Raw genomic sequence first — 25,561 nt, 5'->3', positions numbered from 1 at the left:
GCCGAAAGGCCCCAGACCCCAGGCGTCAATTCAGGCGCAACTCCAAAATGTGTTTCGGGTCGGGCTGCAGTTCCCCGCGCTCTACGCGCTTGACGATCTCGGTGAGGGCGGCGTTGGCGGGGGTGGGGATGCCGAGCGGCGCCGCCTTTTCCACGATGAAGCCGTTGATGAACTCGATCTCGGTGCGGCGGCCCTTCACCATGTCCTGCCCCATGGAGGGCCGATGCGCGCCGCCGCCCTTTTGCGCCTCGGCGATGCGCTGGGCGTCATAGAGGCGCGCCGCCTCGGCATCGCCTTCGCCGGCGCGGGCGATGATCTCGGGGTCGAAATGCAGGATCTCCTCCAGCGTGTAGCCCAGGGCCTGGCCGACGCGGATCGCCTCGGCACCCAGGCGCGCGGTGAAGTGGCGCAGCGTGTCATTCAGCAGGATATCCTTGCTGATGAGGCCGGTGCAGGCGGACATCCCATTGCCCATGCCGTTGGTGACGAGCTTGGACCAGCGCTCACCCCAGAGGTTGCTGGTCACGGTGGTGCTGTCCGAGAGCGCGGTCAGCCGACCGACTTCCGTGGCGCGGTCGGTGATACGGCCATGCACCTCGCCCACGCGATAGACGGTATGGGCGGCGCCGCCCTTGCCGGAGGCGCGGCGCACATGGCCGGGCTCACTCAGCTCGACCGTGATGGAGCTGGCGATGGCGCCCAGTGTGCGGCCCCAGCCGACGATGCCGGCGATGGTTTCCTCATTCATGCAGTTCTGCAGGGAGACGACAAACCCGCCGGGCGCCAGGTATTGCTGGATCATCATCGTGGCCCAGGCGGTGTCGTAGGACTTCACGCAGATGAAGGCGATGTCGAAGGGCTGGCGCGCCACGGCCTGCAATTCCGTGAGGTGGATGGCCGTCACGGGCGTGGTGAATTCGGGCACGTCGCGGATATGGGTGATGCGCAGCCCGCTCTGGCGCATCGCCTCGACATGCTCGGGCCACATGTCCACGAAGGTCACATCCTCGCCGGCTTGAGCCATGTAGGCGCCGGCATAGCAGCCGACAGCGCCCGCGCCGATGATGGCGATGCGATGACCCATGAGTGTGTCCTTCCCCTTGTCGCGGGGGAGGCTAGATCACCTCACGCATCAGGACGAGGGGGCTTTGCTTCCTGGACCGCCAGAAGGGGTGAAAGCCTGCGTGGCTTCCACGTTTCCGGCACCCCTCAAACCGTCAGCAGCTTGCGCACCTCGGCCTCGTCCAGCTCGCTCGTCTTGCCGGAGAGCGCCACCTCGCCGCGCACCATCACGGTGATGGTGTCCGCCAGGTCCCGCGCGAATTCGAAATACTGCTCCACCAGCACGATGGCGAAGTTGCGATCCCGCGCCAGGTGATGGATCACCTTGGCGATGTCCTTGATGACATTGGGCTGGATGCCTTCGGTCGGCTCATCCAGGATGAGCAGGCGCGGGCGCGCGGTGAGCGCGCGGCCGATGGCGAGCTGCTGCTGCTGCCCGCCCGAGAGATCGCCACCCCGCCGCCGCAGGAATTGCCGCAGGATGGGGAAGAGGTCGAAGACCTCATCGGGCACATTGCTGCCGCGCGGGGCGGCGGCCAGCGCGGTTTCGAGGTTCTCCTGTACGGTCAGGAAGGGGAAGATTTCACGTCCCTGCGGCACATAGCCGATGCCCGCGCGGGCGCGCTCGGCTGGGCCCAGGCCACGCATCTCCTTGCCTTCCCAGAGGATGGAGCCGCCCTGGATGCGCTCCAGCCCGATGATGGAGCGCAGCAGGGAGGATTTGCCCACGCCGTTCCGCCCCAGCACGGCCGCCACCTGGCCCGGCCCGACGGAGAGCGACACGCCACGCAGGCAACGGCTGGCGCCGTAGGAGAGGTCAATGTCGGTGACGTTCAGCATGGGCCGCGGTCCGATCGTGGCTGCGCAGCAGCCGCGTGAATCGGCCCGCCAGCACGGTCCGATCGTGGCTGCGCAGCAGCCGCGTGAATCGGCCCGCCCGCCACGCCCATGATGATGCGCCGCGCGCCGGTGGAAGTAGGGCGGGTGAGGGCTCGCATCATCATCACCGCCCCAGATACACTTCGATCACGCGCGGATCATTCTGCACATGGGTGATGGAGCCCTCCGAGAGCACGCTGCCCTCATGCAGCACGGTTACGCGGCTGCCCAGCGCCTTCACGAACTCCAGATCATGCTCGACCACGACCACGCTGCGCGTGCCAGCGATGCCGACGAGAAGCTCGGCCGTCTGCTCGGTCTCGTGGTCGGTCATGCCGGCCACGGGCTCATCCACCAGCAGCAGCTGCGGGTCCTGCATCAGCAGCATGCCGATCTCCAGCCATTGCCGCTGGCCATGGCTGAGCAGGCCGGAGAGATCCCCGGCCCGTTCGGTCAGTCCAATTTCGGAGAGGGTGCGCTCGATGCGCGTGCGCGCTTCGCCGTTCAGCACCCAGCGCAGGCAGGCGAGGGGGCCGCGTGGGGCCTTGAGGGCGAGTTCCAGGTTTTCGAACACGGTCAGCGCGTCAAACACCGTGGGCTTCTGGAATTTGCGGCCAATGCCCAGATTGGCGATGGCCGGCTCATCCATCCGGGTCAGGTCCCGCCCGCCGAAGCGGACGATGCCGGAACCGGGGCGGGTCTTGCCGGTGATGACATCCATCATCGTGGTTTTTCCCGCGCCATTGGGGCCGATCACGGCGCGCAATTCGCCCGGCTCGACGATGAGCGAGAGGTTGTTCAGCGCGCGGAAGCCGTCGAACACGACGGAGACGCCGTCGAGGTAAAGCCCCTGGGTGGAATCGCCGTCCGGCAGCGCGTTCATGGCTTGCTCCCCTTGCGGCGAATCAGCCCGACCAGGCCCTTGGGCAGCAGCAACGGCACGGCGATGAACAGGCAGCCCAGCACGATCAGCCAGAGGTCAGGGGCAACGGAGGTCAGCCAGGTTTTCAGCGCATTCACCGAGAAGGCGCCCAGCACCGCACCCACCAGCGTGCCGCGCCCGCCAAAGGCGACCCAGACCACCGCCTCGATCGAATTGCCCGGGCTGAATTCACCCGGATTGATGATGCCCACCTGCGGCACATAAAGCGCGCCGGCCAGCCCCGCGATCATCGCCGAAAGCACGAAGACGAAGAGCTTGTGATGGGTGGTGTTGTAGCCCAGGAAGCGCACGCGGCTCTCGGCGTCACGGATCGCGGTCAGCACGCGGCCGTATTTGGTGCGCGTCAGCGCGCCGCACATCAGGAACACCAGGATGAGCGCGACGAGCGAGGCATAGAACAGCAGCGCGCGCGTATGGCCGCTGTTCAGCGGCTGGCCCAGCAATTCCTTGAAATCGGTGAAGCCGTTATTGCCGCCAAAGCCCATGTCGTTGCGGAAGAAGGCGAGCATCAGCGCATAGGTCAGCGCCTGGGTGATGATGGAGAGATAGACGCCTGTGATGCGGCTGCGAAACGCCAGGTAGCCGACGATGCCGGCCAGCAGCCCGGGCACGATCAGCGCCATGGCGAAGGCGAAGATGAACCAGTCAAAGCCCAGCCAATACCAGGGCAATTCGCTGTAGCCGAGAAAGACCATGAAGTCCGGCAGCACGGGGTGCCCATAGACGCCGCGCGGGCCGATCAGCCGCATCAGATGCATGCCGATCGCATAGCCGCCGAGTGCGAAAAACGCGCCATGGCCGAGCGAGAGGATGCCCGCATAGCCCCAGGCCAGATCGAGCGCCAAGGCCAGGATCGCGTAGCAGATCCATTTCCCGATGATGCTGACCAGGAAGTCCGAGACATGCAGCGGATGCTCATCCGGCAGCAGGTTGAACATCGGCAGCGCGGCCAGCACGGCGATGGCGAGCAGAAGGATGATGCGGCGATTCATACGGGCCGACCCGCGACCGCGCAGATAACCCTGGGGCATGATGGATGCATCATTGATCCGCCGCGCGCCCCTTCAGCGCGAAGAGTCCCTTCGGCCGGCGCTGGATGAACAGCATGATGCCCACCAGCAGCAGAACCTTGGCCAGCACGACGCCGGCATAGGGCTCCAGCAGCTTGTTCACGAGGCCGAGGGTGAAGGCGCCGATCAGCGTGCCCATCAGCGACCCCACCCCGCCGAAGACCACCACCATGAAGCTGTCAATGATGTAGCCCGTGCCGAGATTGGGCGAGACATTGTCAATCTGGCTGAGTGCCACGCCGGCCAGCCCCGCGATGCCAGACCCGAAAGCAAAGGTCATCGCATCCACCCGGCCGGTGCGGATGCCCATGGTGGCGGCGATCCGCCGGTTCTGCACCACGGCCCGCATTTCCAGCCCGAAGCGCGTCAGGCGGATCGCGGCCAGGGTCGCCAGGAGGACGGCGATGGAAAACACGATGATCCAGGCACGGTTCTGCGTGATGGCGACGCCGCCTGGCAGGATCAGCGTGCCCATCATCCAGTCCGGGCTGATCACCTCGCGGTTTTGAGCACCAAAGGCGAGGCGCACCACCTGCTGCAACACCATCCCCACGCCGAAGGTCAGCAGCAGTGTCTCCAGCGGGCGGCCATAGAGATGCCGGATCAGGCCGCGTTCCATGGCGGCCCCGATGGCCGCCGTGACCAGGAAGGCAGCGGGAATGGCCAGCGGCAGCGAATAGGGCTGCAGGGCGGGGATGTCCCGGCAAAGCTCCTGCACCACCACCGTGACATAGGCGCCCAGCATCACGAATTCGCCATGCGCCATGTTGATCACGCCCATCACGCCGAAGGTGACGGCCAGGCCCAGTGCCGCCAGCAACAGGACGGAGCCGAGCGAGAGCCCCTGGAAGAACGTCTCGGCCGCGCGGCGCAGTTGCAGGCGGCGGTCAATGGCGGCGACGGCGGCCTCGATCTCGGCCGCGAGTTCGGCATTGGCGGCACGCGCCGCCAGCAGCAGGTTGCGCGCCTCGGGCGAGGCGGAGGCGCCGAGTGTGGCGATCCCGGCGCGCTTGGCCGCGAGATCGGCGGAGGCGAGGCGCGCCCCACCCAGGGCCAGTTCCATGCGTGTGCGGATGTCGGGGCGGGATTCACGCGCCAGCGCGCGCTCCAGCAGCGGAATATCCTCGGCACTGCGGTTGCGCAGGATGGCGTCGGCGGCACCCAGCCGCGCGGCCGGATCGGGCGAGACGAGTTGCAGGCGGCCCAGCGCGCCGCGCAGCGCCACGCGGACGCGGTTGTTGATGCGGATCAGCGTGGCCCCCTCGGGCGGGGTGGCGCCGTCCTGGATGGCCAGGCTGCCATCGCCCAGCCGCAGCAGCCGCGCATCGGATATGGCCTGCAGCAGGGGCAGCGCCCGCGGATCACCCAGCGAACCCAGGCGTTCCACCGCCTCGGCCTGCTCGGCGAAGCCGCCGGTGAGGCCGGGCAGCAGCGCCTCGAAATCCTGGGCGCGGGCCGGCGCCTGCATCAGCGCAAAGAGCAGGGCGAATGACGCGCAACGCAGCAGGAAGGAGCGGATCAAATCGGAGAAATCCCTTGAGAAACCCGCCACATGGCGGCCGGAGAACCACGCCGCCGGATGGGCTGGCAGCGCGGCGTGGCCAGGCTGCGCAAACCGCCACCCGCCATGCCATCGGCATCGCGGGTGGCGGCCTCACGCATCAACGGCGGCGGTTGGCGTTCTCGGGGATGAAGGGGCTCCAATTCTCCGCCTGGATGGCGGTGGGCGTCTTGCTCACGATGTTGAACTGACCATCGGCCTGGATTTCCCCGATCATCACCGGCTTGGAGAGGTGATGGTTGCGGAACATCTCGACCTCATAGCCCGAGGGTGCGGCGACCTTCTGGCCGTAGAGTGCCGTGCGGACGGCATCCACGCTCGTCGTGCGGGCGGCGGTGACGGCCTGGGCCCACATCTTGAAGCCGATCAGTGTCGCTTCCATCGGGTCATTGGTCACGCGGCGCGGGTTGCGGATATAGGCGCGCCACATCGCCAGGAACTCGGTATTGGCGGGCGACTGCACCGACATGAAGTAGTTCCAGGCGGCGAGATGCCCGACCAGCGGCCGCGCATCAATGCCAGCCAGTTCCTCTTCACCGACCGAGAAGGCCACCGAGGGGATGTCCTCCGCCTTGATGCCCTGGTTGCCCAGCTCGCGGTAGAAGGGAACATTCGCATCGCCATTGATGGTGGAGACGATGGCGGTCTTCTTGCCCTCGCCGGCGAAGCGCTTCACCCGGGCCACGATGCCCTGCCAGTCGCTGTGACCGAAGGGGGTGTACTCCTCCATGATGTCGGCATCGGCGATGCCCTTGGAGTTCAGGTAGCCGCGCAGGATGCGGTTGGTCGTGCGCGGATAGACGTAGTCCGTGCCGAGGAGTGCGATGCGCTTGGCCTCGCCGCCGTCACGGCCGAGCAGATATTCCACCGCCGGGATGGCCTGCTGGTTGGGGGCGGCGCCGGTGTAGAAGATGTTCTTGCTCTCCTCCTCGCCCTCATACTGGACGGGGTAGAACAACAGGCCGTTCAGCTCCTCGAACACCGGCAGGACCGACTTGCGCGAGACGCTGGTCCAGCAGCCGAAGGTCACATCCACGCGGGACACGGCGAGCAGCTCGCGCGCCTTTTCGGCAAAGAGCGGCCAGTTGGAGGCGGGGTCCACCACCACGGCTTCCAGGCGGCGGCCGAGCAGGCCACCGCGGGCATTCTGCCATTCGATCATCATCAGCGCGGTGTCGCGCAGTGCGGTCTCGGAGATGGCCATGGTGCCGGAGAGCGAGTGCAGCACGCCCACGCGGATCGGGGCGGTCTGGCCAATGGCCGGAGCTGCGAGCGCGCCTGCCATGGGGGCAGCGAGCAAAGCCCGGCGCGAGACGGGGGGCAGGTTCTTAGCCAAGATATCCTCCAGATGACATGTGATCCGGGGAGCCTAGGAGCCTGCGCAGGCGAATTTCCATGTCCGGGACATGACTCCCCGGAGAGAAATTGCCCCTCCGCGCCGCTGAATGCTGATTGTCCGTGCAACCAGGGCGGATTTGCACGATCCGCAACCAAGCGCGTGTTTTCGCCGGCCGTGAACACTATCCCGGCAGGCAGAGCACGTCCTGATGCGCCACACGGGCGGAGAGGACGCCGGCATGGTAATGGCTGGTCCGCGCATCGGCCCAGGCCCAGATCTGCTTGGCGCCCCGTTTTTCGTGGCGCAGCGCCGCCTCGGCATGGCCCATCGCCAACTCATGCGCCATGTGGCCCTCCTGGCGGGGAATGATCCAGGGGCTGGCGCCGCGCAGCACGCGATAGCCGTGGCCCGTGAAGATGCGCGCAATGGCATCAGGGGCCGCGGCCCCCAGCGCCACGCCGCCAAAGCCCTTCACCCGCCGCTGGTCCCGCGCGAAGCCGCGCGCCACCAGCGCATCGCCCGGGCAGGGGGGCATGAAGCGCTCATGCCCGGCGACATTCAGCGCCGCGTAGAAGGGCAGCCGGCGCCGTGCCAGCTCCGCCGCCAGCCGCAGCAGCCAGGCCTCGGAGACGAGGTCGCACAGGGCGCTGCACGTCACCGCATCCACATTCTCCAGCGGCAGGCCGTCTGGCGCATCGGCCAGGTTGGTCAGCACGCCTTCGATGCGCCAGGCGCCTTCGGGCGGGTGCAGCAGCAGCACCTTGCGCTGCGGCCAGGTGGCGCGCCAGCCGGTGGAATCGGCCGAGTCCATCAGGGTATCGAAGGCGCGGGACATGAGTTCGGCATCGGCATCGGCCAGCACCCAGGCATGGGCGCGGCCCACGAAATGGCCGAGCCAGCGCGTCAGGCTGCCGGTGCCGGCGCCGAGGTCCAGGAAGCGCGGCCGGCCCTTCTGGTCCAGATGCTCCATCAGCGCGCGCGCGATGTCCTGGTTGCGGGCCATGGCGTCGAAGGGCTCGCGCAGGGCCAGCCAGTCGCCATCGAAGGATTCGACGCCGGGCTTATTGTCCATGGCCGGCGGCCTCCATCTCGGCCACGAAGCGCGCGGCGCGGTCTTCCCAGCGGGGCAGGGCCTGTCCGGCCCGCCAACTCGCCTCGGCCATCTCGGCGCGCAGGGCGGTGTCCATGATGGGCCGGCGCATGCCGCGGGACAGGCTGTTCGCATCGCCCGGTGCGGCCAGGATGGCGGCACCCGGGCCCACCACATCGGTGATGGCGCCGCCGGTGCACAGGATCAGCGGCAGGCCGCGAATCTGCGCTTCCGCCGCCGCCATGCCGAAGCCCTCGAACCAGGTGGCCAGGGCAAAGAGATCGGCCGCCGCGTATTCAGCCTCCAGCGCGCCATCGGTGATGGGGCCCAGGAAGCTGACGCGGCTGGCCAGGCCCAGCTCCTCGGCCAGGGCCCGCAGCCCGTCCGCATGCACCGGATCGGCCGCCGGGCCTGCAATGCGCAGCGTCCAGTCGAGATCGGTGAGGCGCCCCAGCGCCCGCAGCAGCACATCATGCCCCTTGCGCGGGATCAGCGAGCCCACCGAGAGAATGCGCGCCCCCGGCCCGCCCGAGCCCGCGGCGCGCGGTGCGGGGTCGGTCCCGGGCTCCACCACGCCAATGCGCGAGGCTTCGGCCCCCAGCGGCGGCAAGCCCTTGGCCGTGGCGCGCGAGGTGGCGACCAGCCGGCCGCAGGCGGCGAAGACCACGCGCTCGATGGCGGCCAGCTCGGCCTGATAAGGGCCGGGTTCCAGCGATGTCGGGTGATGGATCAGCGCGACCGCGTTGCGCGCCGCCAAAACCCGGGCGAGGGGGCGGAAGGCGGGCAGGGCCAGGCTGTCAATCAGCGGCACTTCATCCGGCGCAAGCCGCGCCCAGGCGGCTTCGACGGCGGCCTCGGCCGTGGCATCGGGCATGGGGAAGCGCCCCGCCAGCTCATCCACGCGCACGGCATGGCCCAGGGCCCGCAGGCCCTCCACCAGCCGGCGGTCATAGAGATACCCGCCCGAGATCGTGTCGAAGGGGGCGGGAACCAGAAGGGCGATCCGCAATGTCTTCATCGGCTGATTCACGCCTGCTGCCTCACGCGACGGGGCCTTCGAACGCGGCCCAGGCGATGTGGCTTTCGCGCAGCAGCACCTTGATGCCGCTGACGCCATCGCCACCCGGGCCCATGCGGCCATCGCGGCAGGCGGCTGAGAGCAGGCCATGGATGTGCAGGCAGAGATATTCGGTGGTGGTGTTCTTGCCTGCGAAGACCTGCTCCTCATCGAGGTTGCGGTAATCCATCCCGCTCAGGATCTTGCGCAACTCATCCTTGGCGAGGCCGATATCGATCAGCAGATGCAGATGGTCCAGCTTCTCGGCACGGAACTCGGCCTCCACCACGAAGGTCGCGCCGTGCAGGCGTTGCGCCGGGCCGAATTCCGCGCCGCGAAAGGAATGCGCGACCATGATGTGGTCCACGACGGTGAGGCTGAACATGCTGGAGATTTCCTTCAGGCGTAGCGGATGACGGGGCAAAGCGGTTGTGGCGCGCCGGGGGGCGGGTCCAGAAGCGCAGGTAGGGACGCGGGCAAATCTTCAAAGGCCACGACGGGGCCGAGCAGAGCGTCCAGCCGCGCATCCTCCAGCAGGGAGAGGGCAAGCGCCATGCGCTGCCCATGGCTGCGCCGCCCGCGCATGGCGGGCGAAACGCTGCCCACCTGCGTCGAGATCAGTTGCAGGCGCTTCTGGTGGAATTCCGCCCCCAGCGGCAAGGCGGGCTCGGCATCGCCGAACCAGCTGGCTTCGAGGATGCGTCCCTCGAACGCCGCGCAGGCGAGGGCGAGGCGCAGCCCGGCCGCGCTGGCGCTGGCATGGATGATGAGTTCCTGATCGCGCGGGGCGGCGTCCGGCAGGGCGAAATCCGCGCCGAAGCCGCGGGCCAGGGCGGCCTTGGCCGGGTCCCGGTCCACCACCGTCACCGCGACACCCGGCATGCGCGCCAGCAGGAAGGCGCAAAGCAGGCCGACCACGCCGGCACCGATGATGAGGGCGCGTTCGCCCAGGCGCGGTGCGGCGTCCCACATCACATTCAGCGCGGTTTCCATATTGGCGCCGAGGCAGGCGCGGTCATCGCTGACGCCATCGGGGATCAGCGCGCAGAAATGCGCGGGAATGACGAAGCGCGACTGATGCGGATGCAGCGCGAAGACGCGCCGGCCCAGGAATTCCGGCGCACCCTGCTCGACCCGGCCGACCGCCGCATAGCCGTATTTCACGGGGAAGCCGAAATCGCCCTCCTGCATCGGGCAGCGCATGGCCGCATGCTGGGAGGCGGGCACGCGGCCGTGATGCACCAGGCGCTCCGTGCCGCGTGAGAGGCCGGAGGTCAGCGCCTGGACCAGCAATTCACCCTCGGCCGGCAAGGCGAGGCGGGCCGCGCGCAGTTCGGCCTTCCCGGGCGCCACATGCCAAAGGGCCTGCGCCATGGTTTCGCGACGGTCACTCATGCGGTGTACGCCCATGCGGGGTGCGTCGGTCCAGCGCGATGTCGAATAGCACATCGGGGGCGATGTCGTGGCAGGTCCAGGTGAAGCGCATTCCCTGCTCGATGCGCCCGACTTCGGGCAAATCAAAGGCAGGCCGGCCGGAGCCGAGGATCATCGGCGCCACCGTCACATGCAGGCGGTCCAGCAGGCCGGCGGCCAGGAAGCCCGAGACGGTCTGCCCGCCGCCTTCGACAAAGATGCGCGTCAGGCCCCGGGCAGCCAGGGCCCGCAACAAGGCGGCAAGATCCAGCCCGCCCGATGGGGCGCGCGGCACAAGCAGCGCCTCGGCAGTGCCATGGGTGGCCGGGCCGGGCTCGGCCGTCACCAGCAGCGTGGGCGGGCCGCCGCGGAAGATGCCGTAATCCAGGCCCAGCCGCCGCCCCGCATCCAGCACCACCCGCACCGGGGAGGCGCCGCTGCATAGCCGGGTGGTGAGCTGTGGGTCATCGGCGCGGATGGTGCCCGCACCGACGATCACGGCATCGCACAGCGCCCGCAGCCGGTGCGTGTGGCGCAGATCACCCGGCCCGCCGATCCATTTGCTGTTGCCCGAGAGGGTGGCGATCCGCCCATCCAGCGTCTGCGCCAGGCGGCCGATGACGAGGCAGCCATCGGCGGCGTCGGGCGGCACCAGCAAGGGCGCGAAGAGCGCGGCGAGCCGGCCGCCCCGCCCTTCGCGCAGCGCCTGCCAGTCCGGGTCATCCTCAGCGCCATCCATGCTGGCGCTGATAGCCCAGGCGCGGCCGGCTGTCAGGCCAGCCGGTGCCGATGCGTCACACCCGCGTCGCCAAGGCCATGGCGGCGGCCTGGACCGGCGAGCGGCTGCGCCCCGCCCGGCCATAACCCGGCGCGGCCGCCAACGGCCGTGCCGCCCCGGCGATGGTCTCGATCACGCGCGATTGCAGCGCGATGGCCGCCTCCAGCAGCTTGCGATTCTCCTGGCCGAGGCTGGAGAGATTGGCGGCGAGGTGTTCCGCCGCCTCGCGCAGCGGCCCCTCGGCGCGGGACTGGGTCCGGGTGGCGGCGGCGGTGGCGGCGGCGAAGGCGTCCGTCGCCTGCATCTTGCGCGTGGCCATGGCAGCGGCGCGCGTCAGGTCGAGTGCGGCCAGCGCCTCGTTCTCGGCGCGCAGGGCCTCGGCCAGGCGCTCTCCGGCGGCGATCACGGCGTCCATCATGGGCGGTTCTCCTGTTGGGTGGTGGGGGTGGTGCCGGCTTGCTCCTGCAGCCGGAGCATGTGCCGCAGCACCATGTCCTGGATGCGGATTCCCTGGCCGGAACGGGCGGCGCCGGCGGCGAAGGCCTCGACCATCATCGGGCGCCACTGCGCCTCGGCCGAGCCGCCGCCAAAGGCGGATTTCGAGGTGTCCACCGTATCGAAGGCGGGCTGCATGAGCTGTGCGAGCACCTGCGCCTCGAAGGCCTGGGCGGTCTGCCGCATGCGCGGGGGCGTGGGCGTGCCGCCGGCGGGGGGGGCGGTGTTCAGGGTGATCATTCAACGAACCTCCAACTCGGCCTGGAGCGCGCCGGCCGCCTTGATGCTTTGCAGGATTGTGATGAGGTCGCGCGGGCCGACACCCAGGCTGTTCAGCCCGCGCACCAATTCGCTGAGGGTGACGCCGCCGCGCAGCACGCCCATCCGGCGCTCGGCCTGGTCATCCACCTCGATCTGGGTGCGTGGCACAACGACGGTCTCGCCGCCGGCCAGCGCATTGGGCTGGCTGACCTGGGGCGTTTCGCTGATGCGGATGGTCAGGTTGCCCTGCGCGATGGCGACGGTGGAGACCCGCACCTGCTCGCCCATGACGATGGTGCCCGAGGCTTCCTCGATGATGACGCGAGCGATCTGGTCGGGCTGGATTCGCAATTGCTCGATCTGGGTGATGAACCCCATGGGGTCCCGCCCACCCAGCGTCAGCAGCACCGTGCGCGGGTCCACGGCGCGGGCCACGCCGCCCGCGCGGCCATTGATGGCGGCGGCGATGCGCTGGGCCGTGGTGAAATCCGGATTGCGGAGCGAGAGGCGCACATGGTCCCGCCCCGCCAGGGTGTAGGGCACCGCGCGCTCGACGATGGCGCCCGAGGAAATCCGCGCCGAGGTCGGCACGCCGCGCGCGACGGAAGCGCCCGCCCCACGCGCCGCGATCGCACCTGTGGCCACCGCACCCTGGGCCACGGCATAGACCGCGCCATCGGCGCCGAGCAGAGGTGTGACCAGCAGCGTGCCACCGGTGAGGTTGGAGGCATCGCCCAACGAGGAGACGGCGACATCAATCCGGCTGCCCGGCTGGGCGAAGGCGGGGAGGTTGGCCGTCACCATCACGGCGGCGATGTTGCGCGTATCCAGCCGCGCCTCATTGTCACGCGTGTTGACGCCCAGCCGCTCCAGCATCCCGACGAGGGACTGGCGGGTGAAGATGGCCGTACGCAGCCGGTCCCCCGTGCCGGGCAGCCCGACGACGAGGCCGTAGCCGACCAGCTGGTTGTCGCGCACGCCTTCGACATCGGCGATGTCCTTGATGCGCACGGGCTGGGCGGCCAGCAGGGCAGGCCAGAGGACCAGCCCAAGCCCGAGCAGGATCATCGGGAACTTCATCAAACCGAAAGAATTTGCGCTCACTGTCTTTGCCACTCCGCGCTGCCGCCGTCACGATTTCGCCCTGCTGGTGTTTTGGTCTTCCGCAATCCGCATTGCGCAATCCGCGTGCCAGTTCAGGCGGGCGATTTTCCGGCCCAGGGCGGGTTTCAGGGGGCAGGACTTGCCGGGACAGGGGCGGGCTTGCCGCCTGGTGACACGAGGCGCCGGCAGAAAACGCCGCTGCCAGGAAAGGGTGAAAGATGCTGCCACCGATCCGGGGTTCCCAGGCCCCAGCACGCGATCAGATCCGCCGCCGTCCGGCCTCCGGCGGGTTCACCCTGCCCGAGGCGGCACCCCGGGCGGCTTCGGCGGCCGGGTCCGTCCAGGGCTCCTTCGGCATGCTCGGCCTGCAGGAGGGATGGAGTCCGGCCGAGCGTGATGCGGCGGCCCGGCGCCGGGGGGCGGCCGTGCTGCGGGAACTGGCGGGGCTGCAATTGGCATTGCTCGACGGCGGCATTGATTCGGCCCGGCTTTCCCGACTCGCCATGCTCGCCGAGGGCGAGGCCGGGGCCGACCCTGCGCTGCGCGAGATCACCGACGCGATTTCGCTACGGGCGCGCATCGAACTCGCCCGCCGCGGCGGGTAAGGCCGAGGACAATCGCGTTAAATCATTTCAGGACCATGCACTTGGCGTGATTCACCCCTTGGCGAGCGCCGCGCATTTGCCTATGGTCCGGCCGCCCCGGGATTGCTTCTGGCGTCGGGCCGGAAGCGCCACGAGGGGAGGTACAGGCTCATGGTCGTCACCCTGCCGTCCGATTATCGTCCATCAGAAGACGAAGAGTTCATGAATGCCCTGCAGCAGGAATACTTCCGTCAGAAGCTGCTGCGCTGGCGCCATGAATTGCTGCGTGAGGCTGGTGCCACGCTGAATTCGCTCTCCGCCGGGGGCATCACCGAAGCCGATCTGACCGACCGCGCCAGCGTCGAGACCGATCGCGCCCTGGAGCTTCGCACCCGGGACCGCGCCCGCAAGCTGATCAGCAAGATTGATCAGGCCATCGAGCGGATCGCCCAGGGCACCTATGGCTATTGCGAGGAAACCTTCGAGCCGATCGGCCTGCGTCGCCTCGAAGCCCGCCCCATCGCCACCATGTCCATCGAGGCGCAGGAGCGTCACGAGCGGATGGAAAAAGTCCACCGCGACGACTGACCTCCTCAGGGAGGCATCTGCGGATCGGCCAGTGGTTCCCCCCAATCGGGCGGGGAATCACGGAGGTTCGGCCATCCCTCAGCCACGCCTTCGGGTGACGGCAGAATGAGCCCCGCGTCATTTTCGGCGACACGGCCGATGCGGGGCGCAACCGGCCAGAAGGCCAGCAATCCATCATCGGCCGGCCGCAGCAAGGCGGGCAGGGCTTCTTCCGTGGCGTGTGTTTCGCCCAGCCAGGCGGGCCAATCCTCCGGGGGCAGGATCACCGGCATGCGCGGGTGCAGCTGGGCCTGCCGCCCGGCGGCGGCGCAGGTGATCACGCTGTAGCTGCGCAGCCAGGTGCCATCGGGCTGGCGCCAGCCTTCCCATAATCCCGCGACCGCCATCGGGGCGCCGCTGCGCAAGGCGACCGCAAAGGGCTGCTTCGGGGTGGCGTTCTGCGCCCATTCGAAAAATCCATCCATCGGCACCAGGCAGCGGCGCTTGCGGAAGGCGTCACGGAAGCTGGGCTTTTCCAGCAATGTCTCGGCGCGGGCATTGATCAGCCGTGCCGCACCTGTCGCGTCCCGGGCCCAATGCGGGACCAGGCCCCAGCGCAGCACATCCAGATGGCGGGTGCCGGTTTGCGGGTTTCGTCGCAACACGAGTCCTGGCTGGGTGGGTGCGATGTTCCAGGAGGGCGGGTGATTCGGCGTGGGCGGGCTTGCGTCGAAATACCGGACCAGCCCGGCCGGATCGCGCTGCAGGAAATAGCGCCCGCACATGGCGGCGCGTCAGCGGGCCTGGTTCAACCAGATCTCGGCCGTGGCCTCCAGGCGGCGGGCGGCGGCATGGCTCTTGGCCACATCCTGCTGCGTGGCGGCCAGCGTGCCGCGATAATTCTGCACGCTGCTTTCCAGCCCGGCGACGGCCCCGCCGAGTGCGGCGAGGTTGGTGCGGAATTCGGTGAAAGCGAGCTTCTGTTCGGTCAGCGCGTCATCCAGGCAGCGCAGGGCGGCGCGCAGGCGGTCTTCGGGCTTGTGCGGGAAGGGCAGGATTTCGGCCATCACGGTCTCCACAGGGATTGTGTTAACAATTTTATAACACATCTCCTATTTTAAGACAAGATTTACTTCTTTCCCGCATGCAGCCCAGGATGATCCGACCGAGGCCGGAAACAATTCCAGGTTGTGTAGCGACTTACCCGGTGATCGGCGCCATCAGGCAAAGTGCCGCGGCAATCGAGAGCACCCAGCGCAGCACGAGATAATCGGCAGGCACCAGGCCACGGCCATGGGCCCATTGCTCCATTCCGGCGGTGCCGAGTATCGCCAGCGCCAGGATGGTCAGCCCGAAGACGTCGGGCAGCAGCAATGCAACCCAGCCGAGCAGGGCGGGCACGATGCCCAGGGTCAGCCGCGCTGGCCCCATCGCAGCTTCCTCAACCGGGGCGCGCAGCGCGAGGCCCCAATGCACGGCCCCCAGGAAGCTGAGGATCACCGCGCCATAGGCGATCAGCGCCCCTTCCGCGAAGCCTTGCCACGGGTCTGGTGCGGCGAAAAACGCCAGCGCGCTGCCGGCGAAGGGAAGAAGCCCGGCCAGGCCCAGCAGCCAGGCGGTGCGGCGTGTCGTCGTGTCCATCGGCGCAGAACAACCCCATCGCGCGCGCCGCGCAAGTGATTCATGGCGCTGGTGATTTCAGTGGGGCGGTTTCTGCTCTACACGCTGCGCCATGGGTGTCAGCCTTGAAATCATCTTTGTTCTGCTCCTCACGCTGCTCAACGGCATCTTCGCCATGAGCGAGCTGGCGGTCGTCTCCTCGCGCAAGGGGCGGCTGCTGGCGATGGAGCGGCAGGGCAGCCTGGGTGCTGCCGCCGCACTTGCCCTGCAGGAGGACCCCCAGCGCTTTCTGCCGACGGTGCAGGTGGGCATCACCCTGGTGGGCATCCTGGCCGGCGTGTTCGGCGGTGCCGCCATCGCGGGGCCCTTTGGCGACTGGCTGGAAACCTACCCCTTCATGGTCAATCTGGGGCATGAGCTGGCCTTCTTCTTCGTCGTCATGACCATCACCTACCTGAATCTGATCCTGGGCGAGCTGGTTCCCAAGCAATTGGCGCTGCGCAACCCGGAGAAGGTGGCTTCCGCCCTCGCCTTGCCACTGACCGCCCTGGCCCGCGTCACGGGGCCCTTCATCTGGTTCCTCTCGCAATCCTCAGCACTGATCCTGCGCCTCTTTGGCGCCTATCAGCCGACCGACCAGAGCGTGACCGAGGAGGAGGTGAAGGCCGTGGTGGCCGAGGGCGCCCAGGCCGGCGCGCTGGACCACAATGAACGCCAGATGATCGAGCGCGTGCTGCGCCTGGCGGACCGCCCGGTGCGCGCCCTGATGACGCCGCGCCCCGAGGTCGGCTGGCTCGACCGCAACGCGTCGCCCGCCGATATCGCCGCCGCCATCCGGGCTGAGCCGCTGACGCGCTTCGTCGTCGCCGAGGGGCGGGTGGATAATGTGCTGGGCGTGGTCGCCGCCAAGGATCTGCTGGACCAGATGCTGGAGGGCGCTCCGCTGGATCTCGGCCGCGCCTTGCGCCAGCCCATCGTCATGCCGGACAGCCTTTCGGCGCTGGATGCGCTGGAGCGGCTGCGCACCGATGCGCTGGGCCTGGCCCTGGTGCTCGACGAATATGGCAGCTTCGAAGGCATCGTCACCGCGTCCGACCTGCTGGAAGCGATCGTGGGCGAGCTTGGCCCCGCGCCGGAATCGGGGAAGCCCTCCGCCGTGCAGCGCTATGACGGTTCGCTCCTGCTGGATGGGATGATGGCGCTGGATGAACTGCGCGAGCGGCTGGACGCCTTCGAACTGCCGCCGCAATCGGGCGCCTATCACACGGTGGCGGGGCTGATGCTGGCCCTGCTGCAGCGCATCCCGCGGGAGGGCGACCGCATCGCCCATGCCGGCTGGCGCTTCGAGATTCTCGACATGGATGGCCGCCGCGTGGACAAGGTGCTGGCGGTGCGTGAGGAAACCACCCCGCCGGCGGCTCAGTCCTTGGGCGGCACGAAGATATAGCCCACGCCGCGGACCGAGCGGATGGCCTCGGGCTTGGCGGGGTCCGCCTCCACCTTGCGGCGCAGGCGCATGATGCGGTTGTCAATCGCGCGGTCAAACACCTCGGCCTCGCGGTGGGCCGCCGTCTCCAGCAGCCATTCGCGGCTGAGCGGGCGATTGGGGTGCTTGACCAGCAGATGCAGCAGATCGAATTCGCTGGCCGAGAGCACATCCTCGGACCCATCGGCCAGGATCAGCACGCGGCGCTCCAGATCGAGTCGGGCGGTGCCCACGCGCATTTCGGTCAGCAGGGCGGGGGGCGGCGGGGCCTCGGCCGCGCGGCGCAGCAGGGCCTTGATGCGGGCGAGCAATTCGCGCGCCTCGAAGGGCTTGGTCACATAGTCATCGGCGCCCGATTCGAGGCCGACCACGCGGTCCACCGTATCGCCAGCGGCCGTCAGCATGATGATGCCCATGCGTGAGGAGCGCGCGCGCGCCCAGCGGGCCAGGGCGAAGCCATCCTCGGCCTCATTCAGATGGACATCGAACAGGGCGAGGTCCGGCAGGGCCTGGGCGTGCTCGCGCTTGAATTCCGCGCCAGAGGCGAAGGTGGTGGGGCGCAGGCCGTGCTGCGCCAGGTATTCGCTGACGATCCGCCGCTGCAGCGGATCATCCTCGACCAGGGCGATTCGCGTGGGGCCGCTCATCGCCGGATGGTCTCACATGATGAATGTGTTTCGCCCATGCATCATTGGAGGCGCATTGCGGGCGGAAAGGCAAGTCTGGGGCGGGCTACTGCTCGCCATCCGCTTCGGGGTGGCGCAAATGCCACAGGCGCTCATGCGCTGCGACCAGCGTCTCGATGTTGCGGCGGCGGTTGATGTCCGGTGAGACGGGGCGGCGGGTCAGCATCATTTCCAGCACCCGCAGCAATTGCTCGGCCACTTCGAAATCCGCCTGGTCGCATGCCTGATGGAAGGCCACCAAAATCTTGTCCGAAAGGCGACGGCCCTGTCGGGGCGCTGCACCGGCCCGCGAGGCATCATCGAGGCCTTCGCTCCGGTCATCGTCGTCCGCCATGAAAACACTCCCCTCGGCGGTCACGTAGCGGATCGCCATGCCAATTCCGGATTTATGCGCCGAATCAGGGGCGCTCGCCAAGAGTTACAAACCGGTGTTTCGCGCGGCGCGCAACTGGGCCGTGACGGCGGCGGCGATGGCCTCGGGGCTGGTCTCGGGGCGGAACAGCGCGCGCACCTTCGCGTCAGGCCCCACAAGGTAGATGAAACTGGAGTGGTCCATCAGGTAATCCGTCATCTCCGGCCGCTGGACCCGGGCGAAATAGACCCGGTAGCGCCGCGCGGCCGCCGCGATCTGCTCGGGCGTGCCGGTCAGCCCCAGCATGCGGGGATGAAAGCGGGAGACGTAATCGGCCAGTTGGGCCGGCGTGTCGCGCTGCGGGTCAATGGTGATGAGAATGGGCGTCACCGATTCGCCCGCGGGCCCCATGGCATCCAGCGCCGAGGCGATGGTGCCGAGCTCGGTCGGGCAGATATCGGGGCAATAGGTGAAGCCGAAATAGACCAGCAGCCAGCGCCCGGCGAAATCCCGCTCGGTGACGGCCTGGCCTGCCTGGTTGGTGAGTTCGAAGGGGCCGCCCAGGGACATGCCGGCGGGCAATTGCATGCCCCCGCCGGCCGCGCTGGGGGCCGCCATCTCCTGCCCGAAGACGCTGGCGAGGCGATTGGCAAAGGCCTCACCCACACTTTCTCCTGGTGATTTGCTGACCCAGGCATAGGCCCAGATGCCAGCGACCAGGGTCAGCAGGAGAAGGCTGGATAGTCGGATGATGCGGAGCATGGCGGGGAGTTACCCCCGCCACGCCGCCGCTTCAATGGCGCGCGTCGAGCTCGATCTCACCTTCGGGCTGGGCAGAGGTGAAGGTGCCGCCGGCGAAGGCATCTTCCCACGAGCCTTCCGTCGAGGCCTTGGAGTATTCGGTCGCGCGGTTTTCGAAGAAATTCGTGTGCTCGATGGCGTTCAGCATCTCATCCAGCCAGGGCAGGGGGTTCTTGTCCGTGTGGTAGAGCGGCTCAAGCCCCAGCTGCTGCAGGCGGCGGTCCGCGATGAAGCGGATATAGAGCTTCACATCCTCCGCACTCAGGCCTTCCACGCCGCCAAGCTCGAAGGCGAGGTCAATGAAGGCGTCCTCGTGATCCACGATGGTGGCGCAGATCAGATAGAGGTCGCGGCGCAGCTCCTCATTCCAGATCTCGGGGTTTTCCTGCACGAAGGTGCGGAAGAGGCGGATCACGCTGAGGCAATGCAGCGTCTCATCCCGGACGGACCAGGAAACGATCTGGCCCATACCCTTCATCTTGTTGAAGCGCGGGAAGTTCATGAGAATCGCGAAGGAGGCGAAGAGCTGCAAACCCTCGGTGAAGGCGCCGAAAGCGGCCAGCGTCTTGGCGATCTCGGTCTTGTTGTCCACCGAGAAGGCATGCATGTAGTCGTACTTGTCCTTCATCTCCTTGTACTTAAGGAAGGCGGTGTACTCGTTTTCCGGCATGCCGATGGTATCCAGCAGGTGGCTATAGGCCGCAATGTGGATCGTCTCGGTGTTGCTGAAGGCCGACATCATCATCAGGACTTCGGTCGGCTTGAAGACCTGGGAATACTGCTTCATGTAGCAGTTATTCACTTCGACATCCGCCTGGGTGAAGAAGCGGAAAATCTGCGTGAGCAGGTTCTTCTCGCTGGCGGAGAGGTTCTTCTGCCAATCCTTCACGTCATCGGCGAGCGGAACCTCCTCCGGCAGCCAATGGATGCGCTGCTGCTGCAACCAGGCCTCATACGCCCAGGGGTAGCGGAAGGGCTTGTAGACCGGGTTTGAGGTCAAGAGATCGAACTTCACGGGAAGCTCGTCGATGGAAATGCCGTCGGCCATGTATCAGGATCCCTGAATGTTAGAACTCAGGGGCTCTGCCCCTGAAACCCCGGCAGGAAACTCGTTTCCTGCACCTTCGTTTGATTTAAGGCATGCCTGAAAACGGCAAGGGGGCACCGAAAGATTATTCAAATATACAAATGAAGGTGCAGGAAACTAAGTTTCCTGCCGGGGTCCAGGGGCAGAGCTCCTGGTCACTGACACGCCAAACACTCTTCATAATTCGTCGAAGCCGGCGCCGGCGTCTCCAGCGGCAGCACCGCGTCATCCTTGTGCCGCGTCATCACGTCGCTTTGCCCCACCACCTTTTCGCTCACCGTATCGGCGCGCTGGATGGACAGGCTGCGGCAGTAGTAGAGCGACTTCACGCCCTTCTTCCACGCCATCATGTGGATCTGGTGCAGGTCCCGCTTATGGACATTGGCCGGCAGGAAGACGTTCAGCGATTGCGCCTGGCAGATGAAGGGCGTGCGGTCCGCGGCATGTTCGATCACCCAGCGCTGATCAAGCTCGAAGGCGGTCTTGAACACCGCTTTCTCTTGCTCGCTCAGGAAGTCCAGATGCTGGACCGAGCCCTTGCTGACGGTGATCGTCGTCCAGGTATCGGCATCGTCGCGGCCGTGCTTGGCCAGCACCTTCTTGAGGTACGGGTTGCGCACGATATAGGAGCCCGAGAGCGTCTTGTGGTTGTACACATTGGCCGCGATCGGCTCGATGCCGGGCGAGGCGCCGCCGCAGATGATGGAGATGGACGCCGTCGGCGCGATCGCCATCTTGTTCGAGAAGCGCTCCATGAAGCCGTATTCGGCGGCATCCGGGCAGGGGCCGCGCTCCTCGGCCAGGAGGCGCGAGGCGTTGTCCGCCTGGGTGCGGATGTGGCGGAACATCTTCTTGTTCCAGACCTTCGCCACCACGCTCTCGAAGGGCACGTTCAGCCCCTGGAGGAAGCTGTGGAAGCCCATCACGCCGAGGCCGACCGAGCGCTCGCGCATCGCGGCATAGCGCGCCTTGGACATGCTGTCGGGTGCGGTATCAATGAAGTTCTGCAGCACATTGTCCAGGAAGCGCATCACATCGGTGATGAAGAGCGGGTCGTCCTTCCACTCCATCCAGGTCTCGAGGTTCAGCGAGGAGAGGCAGCACACGGCGGTGCGCTGCTGGCCATGCTGGTCAATCCCGGTCGGCAGGGTGATTTCGGAGCAGAGGTTGGAGGTCTTCACCTCCAGCCCGGCCAGCTTGTGATGCTCGGGCCGCGCATTGTTCACATGGTCGGAGAAGATGAAATACGGCTCGCCCGTCTCGATGCGGGCGGTCAGCATGCGGATCCACAACGAGCGGGCCGAGATGGTGCGCACGATGGCGCCATCCTTGGGCGAGGTCAGCGCCCAGGCCTCATCGGCTTCCACGGCGCGCATGAACTTGTCCGACAGCAGGATGCCGTGGTGCAGGTTCAGCGCCTTGCGGTTCGGATCCCCCCCGGTCGGCCGGCGGATTTCAATGAATTCCTCGATCTCCGGGTGGGAGACGGGCAGATAGACGGCGGCCGAACCGCGCCGCAGCGAGCCCTGGGAAATGGCCAGCGTCAGGCTGTCCATCACGCGGATGAAGGGCACGATGCCCGAGGTCTTGCCATTCTGGCCGACCTTCTCGCCGAGCGAACGAAGATTCCCCCAATAGGAGCCGATGCCACCGCCCTTGGACGCGAGCCAGACATTCTCGTTCCAGAGGTCCACGATGGAGTCGAGGCTGTCATTCGCCTCATTCAGGAAGCAGGAGATCGGCAGCCCGCGTGTCGTACCCCCGTTCGACAGTACGGGCGTCGCCGGCATGAACCAGAGCTTGCTGATATAATCATACAGGCGCTGCGAATGGGCGGCATCATCGCCATAGGCGGAAGCCACCCGGGCGAAGAGGTCCTGATAGCTCTCGCCAGGCAGAAGGTAGCGGTCATCCAGGGTGGCGCGACCGAAGTCGGTCAGCATGGCATCGCGGCTGCGATCCATCTGAACCTGGAAATGTCCTTGAAGCTGAACGGCATCGAACACGGTACTTCCCCCTCAAATCCCCGGTGACGGAATATGCCCGAAACGCGTCCCCACAGCAACTACATATAGATGGCCGAACCACGATTTACACCAGATGCGGTAGGTTTCGGCCCTATTCACCCTTTGCGCAAAAGGCTTGTAACTCCGCCGATGTTCGCTGTTCGTTCATATCGGAAGAGGGGGCTCCAGCGCAAGGGAACTGTGTCATGCCAGCCACAGGAAGGTGGGGGAAGCGCAGATCGCGCCGGGGCCAAAACTATCCCCCGAATCCACAGGCTGGGCCCCCGGGCTCCGGCGACTCGCCCATGGCAGGGGTGGCGCAATCGCCCGCCCCCGCCCGCAGCCATCAGATCGGGCTGATCACGCCGAAGGCCATGCCGGGCACGGCCAGGCGGCCGGCCCGCCCCTCACTCCAGGGGCTGCAAGCCGCACCAATCGGCGATGAAGCAGGCCATGGCGAGCGTGGTGGTCTTGAGGTGTTCGAGGTTGGTGCGCTCGTCAAAGCCGTGGTTGTTCTCGCCCTTCGGGCCGTAGCAGAGGGCGGGCATGTCGAAATAGAGGCCGTAGAAGCGCGTATCATTCACCGCGGTGGTGATGCGGGCGGGCATTTCGCCGCCAAAGGCCGCGCGATGGGCCTCGCCCAGGATCTGCTCCGCCTCGCTGCCCGGCTCCAGCACGAAGCCATCGGCCAGGAAGCCGTGCCATTGCACCTCGGGCGGATTGTTGGAGAGAAAGAGGTCGCTGCGCGCCGCCGCCGCCACGGCCTGTTCCACCGCGCGCTGGCATTCGGCCACATCCTGGCCGGGCAGCAGGCCGATGCGGCAATCCACCTCGCACCAGGCGGGGGTGGAGCTGGCCCAGTCGCCACCCTTGATGATGCCGGGGTTGAATTTGATCGGGTCCTGGATCTGGGCATACCAGGGGTGGGTTTTCGCCACCTCGTTCAAGGCCTTGGTATGCTCCTGGAGGGCCAGGATCAGGTGATAGGCGCTCATGATGGCATTGCTGCCCGATTGCGCCACGGCGACATGGACGGGCACGCCGCGCACCTTCAGGCGGAACCACATCGTGCCCGTATGGGCGCGGGTGATGGTGCCGCCGGTCGGCTCGGGGATCAGGCAGGCATCGGCACGATAGCCGCGCAGCAGGGTGGCCAGCGCGCCGTTGCCGGTGCTCTCCTCCTCGGTCACGGTCTGCAGATGGACATCGGCGCCGGGGGTGTAGCCCGCCGTGCGCAAGGCTTCCATGGCAAAGCACATGGCCGCGACGCCGGCCTTCATGTCATTGGCGCCGCGCCCGTAGAGCCAGCCATCCTTCACTGTGCCGCCATAGGGGGGGAAGCTCCACATCTCGGCCGGGCCTTCGGGCACCACGTCGATATGGCCCTGGATGATCAGGCTGCGGCCGGAAGGGGCGGCGCTGCGCCGGGAGGCCACCACCTGCCAGGAGCCGGCGGGGTCCACATCCACCATGGGGCTGGCCTTGGGGTGCTCGGCCAGCGGGACATCGGCCAGCGAGAAGCGGTCCACGCTATAACCGCGCGCATTGAACCAGCGGGCCATGTGGTCCTGCAGCGGCGCCTCCCTGCCGCGCAGCGAGGGATGGCGCACGATATCCGCGAGGAAGCGCACCTGTTCATCGAAGCCACGTTCGACGGCTTCGGTCAGCTGGGCGAGAGTGGTTTTGTCGGGCATGGCTTGAACCTCGGATGCATCACTCCGCGGGCGAGGCCAGCAAAGCGTTGGTGTACCAGATTGGGCTTGCATCATAACGCACGCGGGCGCGCTGCGCTGCCCAACTGACACGGAGATAATGCACGGGAATCACGCCGAGATCATCCGTGGCGGCCCGCATCGCCTGTGCGGTGAGCAGATTGCGCCGCTCGGCGTTCATGGTGCGCAGCGCCTCGATCAGCGGTACATCCACCGCCGGGTTGGAATAATGCTGGCGGTTGAAGGGGCCGACACCGCTCACCGGATCGCGCGTGGTCACCACCTGGCGGAGCATGTTGGCGGCGGTCGAGGTGGTGAAGGTGGTCATGAACATGCCGAATTCGCGGGCCGTGGCGCGGGTGAAGAAATTGGCCGGCGGCAGCACCTCCACCCGAGTTTCGATGCCGATGCGCGTAAGCCCCTGCGCGATGGCCTGGAGAATGTCCGCGTCACTCGGGATGAAGCCGTTGGGGCCATGGATGGTCATGCGGAACCCCTCCGGATAGCCCGCCTCGGCCATCAGGGCGCGGGCGCGGACGAGGTCGGTCGGGATGGGCGGCAGGCCTGGCGCGCGGTCGGGCAGGGAGGGCGCGGCGAATTGCTCGGCGGCGCGCCCCTGGCCCACCAGCAGCCGCGTCACGATCGCCTCGCGCGGGATGGAGAGCGAGATGGCCTGGCGCACGCGCAGATCGCGCAGCGGGTTGCGGGGCAGGGGATTGCCCTGCTTGTCGGTGATGAAGGGCGCCTGGTCCCGCACCGTATCGGGCATGAGGTAGGAGGTGGTGATGCTGTCCGTCGTGAAGACGGCCAGGCGCGGATCATTCGACAGGCGCTGCACATCCTGCACCGGCACGGCGTCAATCAGATCCACATCGCCGGCCAGGAGGGCGGCGACGCGCGCGCCGTTATTGGTCATGTAGCGGGTGATCACGCGGTCCCACGGCGGGCGGGGGCCCCAGAAATCCGGGTTGCGGGTGAATTCATGCCGCTCGCCCTGGGCATAGCTGACATGGCGATAGGCGCCGGTGCCGATCAGCGCGCGGCCCTGGTTGAAATCGCCCAGCGTCGCATTCGCATGGATGCGGCGGGAGAGCATGAAGATCGCGGTGATGTCGCGGTCGAAGAAGGGTGTCGGCTCGCGCGTGATGAAGCGCACGGTGCGCGCATCCACGATCTGCACCTCGGCCACGGTGCGGACCATCGGCGTGAAGGGGCCGGGCGAATTGGGCACCTGCGGCACGCGCGCGAAGGAGAAGGCGACATCCTCCGCCTCGAAGGGCGTGCCGTCATGGAAGCGCACGCCTTCACGCAGGCGGAATTCCCAGGTGAGGTCATCCACATTGCGCCAGCTTTCGGCCAGCACGGGGAAGATGCGGCTTTGCGTGTCCAGATCAATCAGCGGGTTGAAGATCTGCCGCAGCTGCGCGTTGTTGTTGTTGGAGGAATGGTAATGCGGGTCCAGCCCCGTGGGGATGCCGGCCATGCCCACGGTGAGCGTGCGCTGCGCCTTGGCGCCCCCCGGGGCGGGCAAGGCGGCCGCAAGCAGGGCGGTGGCCAGCAGGGCGGGACGCAGCATGGGGCTCTCCTCGGGATGAAGCGATGTTCATC

General features: G+C 67.3%; 27 protein-coding genes. 3 read left to right on the top strand and 24 right to left on the bottom strand.

Annotation, left to right across the window (positions count from 1 at the left end; all coding sequences use genetic code 11):
- Positions 1-25 precede the first annotated feature (25 nt).
- From LHU95_RS14145 to LHU95_RS14080, 14 genes are all read right to left on the bottom strand, one after another.
- Complete coding sequence (locus tag LHU95_RS14145) at positions 26-1,084, bottom strand: 2-dehydropantoate 2-reductase (protein ID WP_248707604.1); 1,059 nt, start codon at positions 1,082-1,084, stop codon at positions 26-28.
- Between the two features lie 125 nt (positions 1,085-1,209).
- A complete protein-coding gene (gene urtE, locus LHU95_RS14140) occupies positions 1,210-1,902 on the bottom strand; it encodes an urea ABC transporter ATP-binding subunit UrtE (protein WP_248707603.1) in 693 nt (230 codons plus the stop codon).
- Positions 1,903-2,065: 163 nt separating this feature from the next.
- Positions 2,066-2,824, bottom strand: a complete 759-nt coding sequence (gene urtD, locus LHU95_RS14135) for an urea ABC transporter ATP-binding protein UrtD (RefSeq protein ID WP_248707602.1) — start codon at positions 2,822-2,824, stop codon at positions 2,066-2,068.
- Entirely contained in the window at positions 2,821-3,876 is a 1,056-nt protein-coding gene (gene urtC / locus LHU95_RS14130) for an urea ABC transporter permease subunit UrtC (protein WP_248707601.1), read from the bottom strand. Before urtC ends, urtD begins: the two co-directional genes overlap by 4 nt.
- A 49-nt stretch (positions 3,877-3,925) precedes the next feature.
- On the bottom strand, positions 3,926-5,476 hold the full coding sequence (gene urtB / locus LHU95_RS14125; RefSeq protein WP_248707600.1) for an urea ABC transporter permease subunit UrtB: 1,551 nt from the start codon (positions 5,474-5,476) through the stop codon (positions 3,926-3,928).
- Between the two features lie 139 nt (positions 5,477-5,615).
- Positions 5,616-6,800, bottom strand: a complete 1,185-nt coding sequence (gene urtA / locus LHU95_RS14120; RefSeq protein ID WP_248711562.1) for an urea ABC transporter substrate-binding protein — start codon at positions 6,798-6,800, stop codon at positions 5,616-5,618.
- Between the two features lie 235 nt (positions 6,801-7,035).
- Positions 7,036-7,926, bottom strand: a complete 891-nt coding sequence (locus LHU95_RS14115) for a class I SAM-dependent methyltransferase (protein ID WP_248707599.1) — start codon at positions 7,924-7,926, stop codon at positions 7,036-7,038.
- Positions 7,916-8,962 carry a glycosyltransferase family 4 protein gene (locus tag LHU95_RS14110; protein WP_248707598.1) on the bottom strand — a complete coding sequence of 349 codons (1,047 nt, stop codon included), beginning with the start codon at positions 8,960-8,962 and terminating at the stop codon, positions 7,916-7,918. Before LHU95_RS14110 ends, LHU95_RS14115 begins: the two co-directional genes overlap by 11 nt.
- A 22-nt stretch (positions 8,963-8,984) precedes the next feature.
- Positions 8,985-9,386, bottom strand: a complete 402-nt coding sequence (locus LHU95_RS14105) for a 6-carboxytetrahydropterin synthase (protein WP_248707597.1) — start codon at positions 9,384-9,386, stop codon at positions 8,985-8,987.
- 14 nt (positions 9,387-9,400) lie between these two features.
- Positions 9,401-10,396 (bottom strand): zinc-binding alcohol dehydrogenase, encoded by a 996-nt coding sequence (locus LHU95_RS14100; RefSeq protein WP_248707596.1) that lies wholly within the window; start codon positions 10,394-10,396, stop codon positions 9,401-9,403.
- On the bottom strand, positions 10,389-11,153 hold the full coding sequence (locus tag LHU95_RS14095) for a RibD family protein (protein ID WP_248707595.1): 765 nt from the start codon (positions 11,151-11,153) through the stop codon (positions 10,389-10,391). The genes LHU95_RS14100 and LHU95_RS14095 overlap by 8 nt, the downstream gene beginning before the upstream one ends.
- Positions 11,154-11,208: 55 nt before the next feature.
- A complete protein-coding gene (locus LHU95_RS14090; protein WP_248707594.1) occupies positions 11,209-11,610 on the bottom strand; it encodes a hypothetical protein in 402 nt (133 codons plus the stop codon).
- A complete protein-coding gene (locus LHU95_RS14085) occupies positions 11,607-11,927 on the bottom strand; it encodes a rod-binding protein (RefSeq protein ID WP_248707593.1) in 321 nt (106 codons plus the stop codon). Before LHU95_RS14085 ends, LHU95_RS14090 begins: the two co-directional genes overlap by 4 nt.
- On the bottom strand, positions 11,928-13,016 hold the full coding sequence (locus LHU95_RS14080) for a flagellar basal body P-ring protein FlgI (protein WP_248707592.1): 1,089 nt from the start codon (positions 13,014-13,016) through the stop codon (positions 11,928-11,930). It lies immediately after the preceding gene.
- 254 nt (positions 13,017-13,270) lie between these two features.
- Between LHU95_RS14080 and LHU95_RS14075 the strand changes: the two genes are divergently transcribed.
- Both LHU95_RS14075 and dksA read left to right on the top strand, forming a co-directional pair.
- The gene (locus LHU95_RS14075) at positions 13,271-13,657 is read left to right on the top strand and encodes a flagellar assembly protein FliX (RefSeq protein ID WP_248707591.1); all 387 of its coding nucleotides are present in this window, start codon (positions 13,271-13,273) and stop codon (positions 13,655-13,657) included.
- Positions 13,658-13,807: 150 nt separating this feature from the next.
- A complete protein-coding gene (gene dksA / locus LHU95_RS14070) occupies positions 13,808-14,224 on the top strand; it encodes an RNA polymerase-binding protein DksA (RefSeq protein ID WP_248707590.1) in 417 nt (138 codons plus the stop codon).
- A 5-nt stretch (positions 14,225-14,229) separates the two neighbouring features.
- Here dksA and LHU95_RS14065 read toward each other — a convergent pair whose 3' ends face one another.
- The 3 genes from LHU95_RS14065 to LHU95_RS14055 form a co-directional block, all read right to left on the bottom strand.
- Complete coding sequence (locus tag LHU95_RS14065; protein WP_248707589.1) at positions 14,230-14,988, bottom strand: SOS response-associated peptidase; 759 nt, start codon at positions 14,986-14,988, stop codon at positions 14,230-14,232.
- 9 nt (positions 14,989-14,997) lie between these two features.
- Positions 14,998-15,270: a hypothetical protein gene (locus LHU95_RS14060; RefSeq protein WP_248707588.1), complete on the bottom strand. Its 273-nt coding sequence runs from the start codon at positions 15,268-15,270 to the stop codon at positions 14,998-15,000.
- Positions 15,271-15,403: 133 nt separating this feature from the next.
- Positions 15,404-15,844 carry a DUF3429 domain-containing protein gene (locus LHU95_RS14055; protein ID WP_248707587.1) on the bottom strand — a complete coding sequence of 147 codons (441 nt, stop codon included), beginning with the start codon at positions 15,842-15,844 and terminating at the stop codon, positions 15,404-15,406.
- 91 nt (positions 15,845-15,935) lie between these two features.
- Between LHU95_RS14055 and LHU95_RS14050 the strand changes: the two genes are divergently transcribed.
- Positions 15,936-17,270 carry a hemolysin family protein gene (locus tag LHU95_RS14050; protein WP_248707586.1) on the top strand — a complete coding sequence of 445 codons (1,335 nt, stop codon included), beginning with the start codon at positions 15,936-15,938 and terminating at the stop codon, positions 17,268-17,270.
- Here the strand turns inward: LHU95_RS14050 and LHU95_RS14045 are convergent.
- The 7 genes from LHU95_RS14045 to LHU95_RS14015 all read right to left on the bottom strand — a co-directional run bounded on the left by LHU95_RS14045 (position 17,243) and on the right by LHU95_RS14015 (position 25,529).
- Entirely contained in the window at positions 17,243-17,956 is a 714-nt protein-coding gene (locus tag LHU95_RS14045) for a response regulator transcription factor (RefSeq protein ID WP_248707585.1), read from the bottom strand. The two genes, LHU95_RS14050 and LHU95_RS14045, sit on opposite strands and share 28 nt — an antisense overlap.
- A gap of 85 nt (positions 17,957-18,041) precedes the next feature.
- Positions 18,042-18,329: a hypothetical protein gene (locus LHU95_RS14040; protein ID WP_248711561.1), complete on the bottom strand. Its 288-nt coding sequence runs from the start codon at positions 18,327-18,329 to the stop codon at positions 18,042-18,044.
- Positions 18,330-18,413: 84 nt separating this feature from the next.
- Positions 18,414-19,109, bottom strand: a complete 696-nt coding sequence (locus LHU95_RS14035; protein WP_248707584.1) for an SCO family protein — start codon at positions 19,107-19,109, stop codon at positions 18,414-18,416.
- Between the two features lie 31 nt (positions 19,110-19,140).
- Positions 19,141-20,196: a ribonucleotide-diphosphate reductase subunit beta gene (locus tag LHU95_RS14030; protein WP_248707583.1), complete on the bottom strand. Its 1,056-nt coding sequence runs from the start codon at positions 20,194-20,196 to the stop codon at positions 19,141-19,143.
- Positions 20,197-20,390: 194 nt separating this feature from the next.
- Complete coding sequence (locus LHU95_RS14025) at positions 20,391-22,199, bottom strand: ribonucleoside-diphosphate reductase subunit alpha (RefSeq protein ID WP_248707582.1); 1,809 nt, start codon at positions 22,197-22,199, stop codon at positions 20,391-20,393.
- A 449-nt stretch (positions 22,200-22,648) separates the two neighbouring features.
- Positions 22,649-23,935 carry an ArgE/DapE family deacylase gene (locus LHU95_RS14020; protein ID WP_248707581.1) on the bottom strand — a complete coding sequence of 429 codons (1,287 nt, stop codon included), beginning with the start codon at positions 23,933-23,935 and terminating at the stop codon, positions 22,649-22,651.
- Between the two features lie 19 nt (positions 23,936-23,954).
- Positions 23,955-25,529 (bottom strand): ABC transporter substrate-binding protein, encoded by a 1,575-nt coding sequence (locus LHU95_RS14015; protein ID WP_248707580.1) that lies wholly within the window; start codon positions 25,527-25,529, stop codon positions 23,955-23,957.
- Positions 25,530-25,561: the final 32 nt, after the last annotated feature.

The sequence above is a fragment of the Sediminicoccus sp. KRV36 genome (assembly GCF_023243115.1).
In the GTDB taxonomy this organism is placed as follows: domain Bacteria; phylum Pseudomonadota; class Alphaproteobacteria; order Acetobacterales; family Acetobacteraceae; genus Roseococcus.
The sequence above is the reverse complement of the archived record's forward strand: the minus strand, read 5'-3'. Positions and strand labels throughout refer to the sequence as shown.